Below are 12086 nucleotides of genomic sequence, written 5' to 3'. Positions count from 1 at the left end.
GAGTGATCGACCAATACCAAATGTACCTAGAAGCTGGTCCATCGTGTGATTTTTAAACTCACTTCCACGATCGGTATGAAACCACTGGATTTGGCTCAAGCCGCCTTCTACCGTTGCGAAGGCGCGTGAAACCAGAGCAGCGTCCTTTTGTGGACCTGCACTGTGGCCAATAATTTCTCGATTGAACAGGTCAATGAGGATGCAAACATAATGCCACCGATGCCCGACCTTCACATACGTTAGATCGCTTACCACGAAGCGCTTTGTTTCCGTCTGATTAAACTCACGCCCCAGTTCATTCGCTGTTTTTTCTTCATTACAGGCCGTTTTATGAGGCTTAAATTGTGCAACGGTGTACGTAGAGACAAGGCCTTGCTCTTTCATGTTTCGACCAATGCGACGTCTGGAGGCGACGAGTCCTTGTTCCTGAAGCTTGGCTTTGATCTTTCGTGTACCATAGGCATTTCGATTTTTACGAAAGATGTCCTCAATGGCTTTCGTTAACTCATCTTCACGGAGCTTTTCCTTCGCTTCATAATAGAATGTACTTTTGGCGATTTCGAGGACGCTGCACATTGCTGATACCGAGTATTTATCACGGTTATTCTGGATGATAGCTACTTTCGTCCCATGATCAGCSCGRCTTGCTTTAAAATGTCGTTCTCCATTAGRAGACGCTGGTTTTCTTTTCGTAAGGCGATAAGCTCATTTTCTTCAGGCGAACGATTGTCTTTTTCTTTAAAAGAACCCGTTTCCTTCGATTGTTTGACCCAGCGGTCTAAAGCCGAAGSAGTAAGGTCGTATTCCTCCACAATGGCAGCTCTGGACTTGCCGTTTTCRTAGAGCCCTACCATTTGTTTTTTGAACTCGGTTGTGAATGTACGTCGTTGTTGTTTAGGCATTGTAGAGATCCGCTCCTTAACATGATAGTTTTATTCTACAAGCCCTTATTTTTTCTGTCCAACTAAGTGTAGCCGATCCATTATCTTATATCTCCCCTTTTACAAGTAGTTTATCCTCCTGACTGAGGTCCCCTCCACTTTATAAATATCCATACCCCCGTTTATTTCATACGCTTCGTTAATTCCTGTCGAACTTAAAGTTTTCTTTATAATCCACAATTGATACCATCTAGCATGCTAAAATACGGATGAAAAAACGACATGATTCGCTAGTGTCAGTGTCACCAGCCTTCTGATAAGAAAAATGGCTGGAAGACTTCAATTTGTTGAGTTAGCAGTTTCTTGGAAGTTATGCTGACTCCCTTGAAGCACTCGATCGCTCGATCGCGCAATATTCAAGGAATCCCCCCGTTCCTGCGGCTCAAGTGAAGCTAGAGGGGTGACACATTCGAAGGTAGCCGGAAGCCCCTCAGCCCAGGTACTCGAGTTGATGTGTATATCCCGAACGCGAAGAACGCCGTAGCTTGGACAACGCCATTCGTTATGTCAATGTTTCTCCCCCGTTTGATCCCTACATCTGAAAAACTTTGATTTGCAGGAAAAACCAGTGATCCCGACCGAGGTTACTGGTTTTCACTGCGAGTCTGCTTAGTAAATCAACAGGTTGTTGACGAAATCTTCCCCTAATTAAAGAGCCTCATGGGGATATTTAAAAAACGCTTTTGATTATAAAGGATCTTTGACTGTATCTTGGCTTCGAACAGGGAATTCAGCCGAAAAAGTGGATACTTACGAAGTGTTTTTTCTTCGGCCCATTGTTTTTTTAGTCTGATCTATACATAGAAGGGATGAATGAAAGTGAAACAAGCAATAAGACAGGGGTGGAAGGTAAGTTCGCGGATGTTGGTGTGGTTGCTGGTCATCAGCTTGGTTATGACTGCTATTCCTGTATTGCCAGAGCAGTCGGCAGCAGCAGCTGACCTGCCAATGCAACAGACAAGAGTAACCAAATCTAGTGAATTCCAAGATGTGAGTCCAACAGATTGGTTCTACGATGCAATCACCCAGGTACAGGAGAAGGGCATATTTAGCGGTACGACCGCCAGCACCTTCTCGCCTAAAGGCACAATGACACGTGCCATGTATGTTACAGCACTCGGAAGGATGGCCGGGGTAGATACAGGGGCATATACGACTTCGAGTTTTGCCGATGTTCGGGTAGGTAGTTGGTATACCCCATATATTGAATGGGCAGTGCAGAAAGGCATTACCGACGGTACAGGCGCAGGTAAATACTCGCCGGATGCCACCGTATCTCGGGAACAAATGGCAACGATGACGCTGCGATATTTGGAAAGCGAAAAGATTCCTTATCAGACAGGCAATCCGATCACGACAAAACCTGCCGATCTCGCTAAAGTTTCGTCTTGGGCAGCAGAAGCCGTTGTGAAGCTCTGGCAAGCGGGCGTGTTTACGGGGGATGAAAAAGGCAATTTCAATCCACGCGTGCAAGCGTCTCGGGCGGAAGCAGCGGTTCTGTTCATGCGCAACAATGCAGTTGTGGAGGCGTGGAGAAGTCAGAATCCATCGACGGTCACCCCGACACCAACACCGACAGTAACGCCGACTCCACAACCAACACCTACGGTGACGCCAAGTCCGAACCCAACGCCGAGTTCTGGAGGGAACAACGGTGGCAGTGGTGGCGGAGGCGGAGGAACGCCTGGAGATCATAACGGCGGTGGAACACCAGGAGGCAATAATGGTGGTGAAACACCAGGAGGAAACGGCAGCACCGATAATAAGACATATACACTTACTTTCGATAGTAACGGAGGTACGGCAGTTAAAGCACAGAAGGTTCGCGGCAACGAAAAGCTAACGAACCTGCCTGTCCCGATCAAGGAAGGTTACATCTTCCAAGGCTGGTTTACCGAAAGTGATCTCTCGTCCATCTTTGCGGAAGGGAGCACGGTAACTGCCGATACCAAACTGTATGCAAAATATACAGATAGCGTGGAAAATGCTGTACAGCGCACGCCGAGTTACTCTGTTTTGAATGTCGAGCCAGACTTCACTATCACGCTACAAGATGCTTCGGGTAGTTTGTCAGTAACGGATGTCCAAGATGGACTGACATTCGTTGACACAGCGAATCCCGATTTTGCAGGAGTTAAAGTTACGGGAGACAACGGTCTTTTCACGGTCGCTTCCGCTGCTGCAGATGGCAAATTTGTTGAAGGTAACACGTATCAGCTGACGTTGACGAATGAGAATTTGTCCTTCCAAGGCCAAGATGCAACTACAAGCATTTATGTGTTTAGTGTTGCCAAGCAAAAAGCCATGAACGTTCCGCTTAATGCGAATATGATCTATCTGGATCTCCAAGAAGTCACGGATATGATGTTGAATGGTGCGGAGGTGGGTTCGCCCGCAATTCCAGTGATCACGACAACAGTAGGTGGTAGCGAGAATTCACTTGGAAAAGCGAATGCAAGCAACGGTACGTTTAAGTATGACGGCAGTACCCCGATTCAAGTTGGCGATACTGTTGCAATTTACCAGGGACTGCGCCCTGATTTGCGTACGGTTGAAACGACCGATGCAGATAATGGGGATGTTGCCTATGTTCAAATTACAGCGGTGAATGGCACGATCTATACATATGGACGAGCCAGTGCCGATCAAGTGGTGTTCAGACCAGATGTATTACCGGTTGGCATAGAGGCGGATACAGATGGTGATCCAGACAACAACTCTATCACAATTGAGCACACGGCTATGAATTATAGCGACAGCCTGTATAAACCTTTTGGATTGAACGAGTTGACCACAGTGGATGTGGGCGATTTTATCGGATTTTATAATGGCAAGTTCGCCGCAGAAGGTTCCAAGGTTACTCATTATGGGCGCATTACATCGATAACATCTGCGGCAGAGATGGATATAATCACGTATAAGGATGTCACGCTAGAAGACATCCAGAATGCTTTCAATATCTATCAGAAGCAGGCCATTGACGGCGATGATCTGTTATCGGATAAACAAATCTCGCAACTTGAAAAGCAGATCGAACAGCAAGCTACCGCCAGTGGATTCGTCAATAAAGCCGCAGATTATCTTTCCAATTTAGCAATGGAAACGGAAGAACTGAAGGGTATCCAGCAGATTAAGGCTCAGTCCTCTTCGGGCAAAAGTAGTCGGGTAAGCGTGGAAAATCTGAAAGTTGTTGCGTCGCTAGGAACACATTTGAAACATATTAGCGGCCGGAACTCCGGGGTGAGCGCAACCTTACAAGTAAGTGCTGATATTGTCGTAGATGTTAATGAAGAGAATGATCTCGTCATCCATATGACGGGTGCTTTCGTTCAAGAGATCGCGCTGGATCTGGGTATTAACGGCGATATGCAAGGTCACTGGCTGACAGCGTGGGGGATTCCTTACTGGTACAGCATTGATGATTATGTGATTACCGCGAATCTTGATGCCTATAGCTATACCGGCATTAATATTACCGCAGAGATGGGTTTTGTAGAAGTCGATAAGTTAGAAGCGGCATTAGACAATTGGTTGGATGCCAAGACTTCCGGCAAGTTAAGTCAAGTACGAGATATCGCAACCGAGATCAAAGCCATCATGAATGGTTTAGATGATAACGATTCTATGGATGAGGAGAAACTGAAGGAACGGTATCAAGAGATGCTGGAGGATGAAACGGAATGGGTAACGCTAATCAAGAAGACGCTCATTGAAAAAAGCAAGCGAGTAGCTTACGGAATCATAGAAGTTAAATTTGAAGCAGAGTTTGTCGTCAGCGCTCAAGTGAATCTGTCCATTGGAGCGGATTTCTATTATAAAAGTGCCAAGCGTTACTCGGTGACTTTGCGAATATTAAGTTTCAGCGGATCGAGCAATACGGTAAGCTTGCCGGGAGACGGCGACTACCAGTTTACCTTTTATGTCATGGGTACACTAGGCTTGCGGGCCGGTATTCATATGGAGCTCAAAGCAGGGATTGGCAGTGTTGATTTAAATAGTATCGGGTTGGCCGTCGAACCCGGGGTGTATGTGAATCTATGGGGTTATTTCTACTATCAGTTGAAGAATGTGAGCGGGTTGCAGACCAGCAAAACTTTAGGTGCCTTGTTTATTGAAATTGGAATTTATTTGGAAGTTGAAATAGGTGCTCAACTGGGTGATGGGATGCTTGAAGATAGCCTTCCACTCTATGAGAATACATGGCCGCTATATACAGCGGGAATGCAAGAAAGCATTGAGGACTTTGCCTACCCACAGGATGATGATCTTGGTCTGATCTTTAGGGGAGGACCTGACGGGGCCAGCATTATAGATTTGCCGCAGTCATGGCTCAAGATGARAGGTTTCGATCTGAAAACAGGTATGGACATCCAGGAAAGATTTGATATTTCGCATTTTGACATTCAGATTAGCGGCGATTTCATCTATAACCCGGAGAAGAAGCAGATTAGTGTGAAAGACTGGAGAAAACAGTCAAGTACGGGGATGCTGGTAATTACTTGGAAGGCAGCACCTCTATCATTCAAGCCCACTGCGATCAAGCGTACCATTCCATTGAACTGGATCAAGAATAAAGATGGTGACATTTCGATCGAATTCAATCCATGGAACGGAGAACCATCCGAGATCGTGACTGCCGCATTTAATGCGGTACTCACTGTGAAAAACAAAATCCCCGTAAATCCAGGATATACGTTCGATGGATGGTATACGGCTAGAATTGGTGGTACCAAAGTAGATATCCCGAATCGGATGCCCGCAGGTTTATCCTACCTGCATGCCCATTGGAAGGTGAACACCGATACACCGTATAGAGTTAATTATTATTTGGTGGATCCAAACTCTGGTAAATCGCCTACGCTTGCAGATTGGGAAATGCAGTCAGGCACAACCAATGAACTTGCTCGTATCACCTCTGACCGATACAAGGATCGTGGTTATATGGAAGGTATGACACAAGGGGTTATTAAGGGAGACGGATCAACGATTTTGAACGTTTACTTTAAACCAATCAGTAAGACTGCAACGTTTAACTTAGGTTATGAGGGTGCTTCAGAAAAGCAAATTACCGACTTGATCTATACGAATATCGTGAGTCGAATTCCGGTCCCATCAAGACAAGGATATAAATTTGCAGGATGGTCACCTTATATGCCAACTACGATGCCGACTGAGTCTACGACCTTTACGGCCAAGTGGACAGCCAAGGATGACATGCCTTACAAAGTCGTATACCTGAAGCAGGATATTGGACAATCAACGTATACGGTTGCAGATACGGAAACGCGTTACGGTACAACCGATACAAAGGCAACATTGCCTGTCGAATCCATCAAGTCTTATGAAGGGTTCACTGTAGACACAGCGTTCCCGGGTACTGTGCTGGAAGCCAACATTGCTGGCAACGGTACAACGGTCTTAAGGGTGTACTACAAGCGTAATATGTATAAGTTAACGATGGATTATAAAGATCAAAGCACACCGAAAAAGGTAGTCGACAACGTACCTTATGGATCAACGACTTCAATCCATATTGGTGATCCGATCTGGCAAGGCCATCAATTCAAAGGATGGTCTCCTGTCCCTCAAGCAACGATGCCTGCACAGGATGTTGAGTATACGGCGAAGTGGGACATCGAACAATACACCGTCAGCTTCAATAGTAATGGCGGAGCGGAAGAAGTACCTGATCAAATGTTGGATTATGGCGCAGCGGCAAGTGAACCAGAGCCTCCAACCCGGAAAGATTATACATTTGGAGGTTGGTACAGCGACAGTGCGTTGACGAAACCTTACAATTTTGCAATGCCAGTGGTGAGTCCGACTACGCTGTATGCAAAATGGATGAGCAGTTACACGATTATTTTCGACAGTAATGAGGGATCAGCGGTCCCTGACCAGACGGTTTACGGGGGAGAGAAAGCCATAGCACCAAAATCGCCAACAAGAGCAGGATATGTGTTCGGAGGTTGGTTTAGCGATGCAGGCCTGACTAAAGGTTATAACTTCACGACTGAAATCATACAAGGCAATATTACACTGTATGCGAAGTGGACAATTGCTCAGAAAAATGAGTATCAAGTGCGATTCTACGAGACGGCTACTGCGCTGTTACAACAGCAGAAGGTGAAAGAAGGTGGCGTGGCAGAGTCATTCGAACCACAACCAAGAGAAGGCTATACATTCCTGTATTGGAGAGATAAAGATACTCCGAGCAAGCCATTTGATTTCACAACACCGATCACACGGAATCATGATTTATACACGGCATGGCAAACGAATAGCTATGAGGTAAGCTTTATGAGTAACGGAACCATGGTGAGCAGCCAGTCCGTGTATTATAATCAATCAGCCAAAACACCTTCAACGCCAACGAGGGAGGGTTACGTATTTAAAGGCTGGTATAGTGACACTGATTTGACGAACGCATACAACTTTAGTAGCGCTGTGCGGAATCATATTACGCTGTACGCGAAGTGGGCACCTATGTTCACGGTAAGCTTCGACAGTAAAGGTGGGTCGGCAGTCAATATCCAGACGATAGAATACAATGCCAAGGCCACGACACCTGCATCACCAACCCGGACAGGTTATGTATTCGGCGGTTGGTATAGCAATGAAGATTTAACGGACACCTACAATTTTGCATCGCCGGTGACGACAAACGTTACGTTGTATGCGAAATGGACACCTTTATTTACAGTAAACTTCGATCTTAAGGGTGGGGCACCGGTAGTCAATCCGAAGACGGTAGTCGAAGGAGGTTTAGTTGCGACCCCTGCCGAACCCGTGCGAGCAGGTTATGTATTTGGCGGATGGTACAGCGATGAAGGGTTGAGCACTGTTTATGACTTTGCAACTCCGGTGACGGCGAATATGACGTTGTATGTAAAGTGGAAGGCTCTATACACGGTGAAGTTCGATGCAGGTCTTAATAGTACTCCGGCGATTCCTAAGATCGTGGTAGAGGGCGATGTGGTTTATGCACCTGATGCATCTGAACTTCCATCCAATCCCGGAAATATCATCTATGGATGGGCCGAGAATTTTGCGACTAAAATTACTTACGATTTCGCTACACCGGTAACCGGGAACTTGTATTTGATCGCCCTGTGGAGTAAAATTTATACGGTGAATTTCGAGACTAATGGTGGTTCAGCAGTAGAGACTCAGATTCTTGGTAGCAAAAATTTAGTCAAGGTACCTGAACCACCGACAAAGCCAGGGTTTGTGTTCGAAGGATGGTACAGAAATTCAGGTTTGACCGTTCCTTATGATTTCGAGGAATTTGTAATAAACGGAAACCTTACACGTACCATATACGCAAAGTGGACTGAACTCTAAATGAATTTCAACGAAGTATGAAAATTTAGCAAAAAGCCGATTGCTCTGAGATTTCAGTGCAGTCGGCTTTTTTTAATCACAGGAGTTTAAAAAATTCCATTTATATCTGTACACTTGGCTAATATACCTTCACGTCCGTTCCAAGCACGGACTTGTTCTGCACCGAATTGCCGGATAGATATACTTTTTTCAGATTCGGCAGCTTGCTCAAGGTTTCCACATTGGAAATGGCATTGTTCTCGAGATGAAGTTCTTCCATAACTCGCCAGTTGCTCATAAATTCAAGCGAAGCCAGATTACTGTCTTGCAGGGTGAAGGAACGCAGGGCAGACAGTTTGGAAAAGTAAGGCATCATCTGGTCAATTTCACTGACGGAGGCATTGTTTATATTGAAATAGGGTTGCTCTAAGGTTAGGTACTCAAGCACTTTATTCTCCGCACCTACCTTTTGTTCGAAATTCAGCCTGCATTCCGAGCACACCAGGGATTTCACCTGCTTCAAACGAAATAAAGCATCACTTTCACTGTACAATGACGAATCATCAATGTTTAGTTTCTGTAAGCGAGATAAGCTATCCAGAGCGCTTAGACGAGTGATTTCACTGATCTCCGAGAGGGAGAGCTGTTCTAGCTTCGTGAATTTTCCTACTGTAGCCAGATTTAACTCCCCGCTTCCACCACGAATCGTCAGGATGGTTGCAGCAGGTGCCTTTAGCCCTGAGAGGAAAGAGCCAGGGATTTCTACCTTGCCTGCATTAGACAATGTCAGCGCTTCTGCATTCTCGTAGTACCCGGATAACGTCAATTCCCGCAAAGAGGACAGGCTATTTATGGCTTTTACCGAGCTAAGCTTGCTTAAGGAAGCCAGGCGCAGTTTGGTAATCGAGGTTTTACCAGACAACGGTTCCAAACTGGAAAAGTTTAAACTCTCGATGTCTAGCTTCTGCAGAGCAGGCATATTTTGCACAAAGTCGATAGACTTTACGTTGTTTAGATAGGAAAGCTGAAGTTCTTGAAGCTGGGTTAAGGCGTATAACGGCTGCAAGTCTGTGGCTTCACTGTAGTTGATGGATAAGGATGTCAGCCCGGTCATGGACGACAACCACCCCAGTTCATTGACAAAAGTGAGTGACAGGGACTTGAGCGGCAGTTTGTTTAACAGGTGAAAATCCGTTATGGACTCATCGACATAAGTAATCGATAAAGAGTTCAGGTTAGGAAATTCCAGCAGTAAGGCTAGTTCCTGATTGCTGCGAAGCTGGGTAGTCAGGTGCGTAATTTTAGACTTGTCACCAAAGTAGTTGGAAAACGAATTAAAGGATTCGTTAAAAGCGCCACCATAGCTTTTCAGTCCAGACATATGGGCAAACGTGGTTTGATCCGTCTGGGCTATTTCGTAGGTTCCCGTCAGGTCGAGCGCTGTAAGTCCCGTAAAGGCTTCAAAATCTCGTTGATCAATTTCCTGTGTGTTCAGTGTCTTGTCCTGAGTAACATAAGTGATCATCTCGGCCTTTTCATCGCTGAAGGGATCGGAGAAGCTATAAGTAAATTGCCACTGGTCACTATCCAGATAATCTACGGTCAGATAGCGCACACGAGCGATTTCCTCTTCTGTCGGCAAGGCAGATCCTTTATCAAAGATATCTCGTAAAAAGGAGAGCAGAACCTCACTTTCCGGCATCTTGCGTACAGGCAGATTGGCTTCTGTCTTTTCAAGTGTGGAACTCGTACTGTAGTAAAAATAAGCACCGATGGCACCCGATAGGATGAGCATCAGTATCATTAATAGCCTTACGGAGACGTTCGGCTTCGGCGCTGCCTTAGGAGGCGTCCCGTGGTAATGATTAATGGTTTGATCCACATAGTAGACATTATTTTGCTTCAACAAAAGCTCTGTTTCACAATAAGGACACTTTAATACCTGCCCCTCCTTGTATTCAATTCTTCCGTTGCAGTTGGGACAGTTTAACGGAATAAATGCCACGGATGCCTCCCCCTTCATTATGATGATTGTTGATCATACTGAACTGTTATCTGATTTCATTATAACTTGTCTATTCTATCAAACCTTTTGTATGCCCAAATATCAACTGCAATTTTATCATAAAAGAGGAAATAGAATTATTATCTTTATACGCATATCATGCAGTCCGGATTCACCTTCTTTCTCAAAAGGAATTGACGAATAGGTTGTACAATATATATCATACGATATATATCAAATGAATTTAATCGGACGTTCCACTTCAGAAGGAGATCACACATGGCACCCAAAAAGAAATTTACTAAAGATCAAATTATTGATGCAGCATTCGAAATTGCACGAATAGAGGGGATTGATGCCATTACTATTCGCAAGGTGGCAGAGAAGCTGGGAAGTTCAATTGCCCCAATTTATGTGAATTTCAAGGAGGTTGGCGAACTGCTTAAAGGTGTATATCAGAAAACCTTTGAGGTGAGCAGACAGATACTGCTGGAGCAAAACTCCGGGCATCCGTTTCAGGATATTGGGGTGGCCAGCATTCGCTTTGCCAGAGCATATCCTGTATTGTTTCGGGATATTGTGATGCAGAAAAATGATCAAGCGAAGCACAATGAGGAAGAAACGGGAAATCTCATACACATGATGAGAATGGACCCTGATCTGAATGGATTATCGGATGACGAACTGGAGACCATCCTGCTCAAGATGAAGACGTTTCAGGTTGGAATAAGTTTGATGGCTGCGAATGATTTGCTGCCTGAGGATTATACAGAAGAACAGATGATTCAGCTTATGAATAGTGCGGCTCAAGATGTCATCAGCACAGCTAGGCGTAGAATTGAATAATCATAAATGGGAGGGGATTATAGTTAACATATCAGCAGGAAGAAGAAAGCTCAATCTGCTTGTATTCATCGTGGTGGTGTTAGCAAGCGGTTGGATTGGTGTATGGGTAGATATGAAAATTCCGGAACAACCGGAAGAAAATTCGTTAGGTATGGGGTTGTGGCTATTATTGCCAATGCTCACGATGCTCGTGCTGCGAATAGTGAATCGGGATTGGAAGGATATTGGTGTGAGGTTCAATTTCAAAGGGAATATGAAATGGTATGCTGCAGCTATTGCGATCTATCCGGTCGTAGCAGTTATTGTTGTTGGTCTTGCATTTCTTATAAATAGCGCCTCTGTTTCTGATATTGAAGTAAGCACACTTCTATCCCTCGTCGGTGTATCCATTGCAGGCAGCTTTATAAAGAACATATTTGAAGAGTTTGCTTGGCGTGGATACTTAACTCCCAAACTGATTGAGCTGAAGTTTAATGACTGGACGCTTTATCTCGTGTCTGGCCTTGTATGGGCTCTATGGCATGCGGCTTATTATATGGTCTTCCTGCCGAACGTTTACTTTGAGACAACCACAAGAATGAGCTTTCTCCTCATAGGCTGTGTGTTGATGGTCGCGTGGTCCATTATGTATGTTGAAATGTATCGTCTTACGAAATCAGTATGGCCGTGTGTATTCATGCACGCTGTGGAAGATGGGGTACCTACCTTGCTAGTATCAGTAGCCGGAATCGTTACACTAACCAAGGCAGGGGAATTTTGGCTCAGTCCAACGACAGGTGTTATTACAACGGTTTTATTCGTTGGATTCGGCTTATGGCTCAGATCGGTCCGAGTCAAGAAAGAGCAGAAATTAAGCCTGTGACATTAGAAAGACCTAGACAGCACATCGCCTGATCCCGGTGGTATTCAAGACACATCAAAAAGGAGCTGGAACTGTACTATATTGTACTATCCTTGCTCCCTATTTGTTT

General features: G+C 45.1%; 4 protein-coding genes and 1 pseudogene. 3 read left to right on the top strand and 2 right to left on the bottom strand.

Going from position 1 to position 12086, the window contains the following annotated elements:
* Window positions 1–902 (bottom strand): annotated as a pseudogene (locus AB4Z30_RS22285) (IS3 family transposase); the annotation flags it as partial.
* A gap of 852 nt (window positions 903–1754) precedes the next feature.
* Here AB4Z30_RS22285 and AB4Z30_RS22280 point away from each other — a divergent pair.
* Window positions 1755–8285 (top strand): InlB B-repeat-containing protein, encoded by a 6531-nt coding sequence (locus AB4Z30_RS22280; protein WP_441929645.1) that lies wholly within the window; start codon window positions 1755–1757, stop codon window positions 8283–8285.
* A gap of 118 nt (window positions 8286–8403) precedes the next feature.
* Here AB4Z30_RS22280 and AB4Z30_RS22275 read toward each other — a convergent pair whose 3' ends face one another.
* Window positions 8404–10269 carry a leucine-rich repeat domain-containing protein gene (locus AB4Z30_RS22275; protein ID WP_441929644.1) on the bottom strand — a complete coding sequence of 622 codons (1866 nt, stop codon included), beginning with the start codon at window positions 10267–10269 and terminating at the stop codon, window positions 8404–8406.
* A 279-nt stretch (window positions 10270–10548) separates the two neighbouring features.
* Here AB4Z30_RS22275 and AB4Z30_RS22270 point away from each other — a divergent pair, with 279 nt between their 5' ends.
* Entirely contained in the window at window positions 10549–11115 is a 567-nt protein-coding gene (locus tag AB4Z30_RS22270; RefSeq protein ID WP_441929643.1) for a TetR/AcrR family transcriptional regulator, read from the top strand.
* A 28-nt stretch (window positions 11116–11143) separates the two neighbouring features.
* Window positions 11144–11977 carry a CPBP family glutamic-type intramembrane protease gene (locus AB4Z30_RS22265; RefSeq protein WP_441929653.1) on the top strand — a complete coding sequence of 278 codons (834 nt, stop codon included), beginning with the start codon at window positions 11144–11146 and terminating at the stop codon, window positions 11975–11977.
* The last annotated feature ends 109 nt before the right edge of the window (window positions 11978–12086 follow it).

Source organism: Paenibacillus sp. 2TAF8 (genome assembly GCF_052114825.1).
In the GTDB taxonomy this organism is placed as follows: Bacteria; Bacillota; Bacilli; order Paenibacillales; family Paenibacillaceae; genus Paenibacillus.
The sequence above is the reverse complement of the archived record's forward strand: the minus strand, read 5'-3'. Positions and strand labels throughout refer to the sequence as shown.

Excerpts from the sequence above, each read along its gene's own strand:
- AB4Z30_RS22270 (WP_441929643.1), top strand. The coding sequence starts at position 10,549 with ATGGCACCCAAAAAGAAATTTACTAAAGATCAAATTATTGATGCAGCA.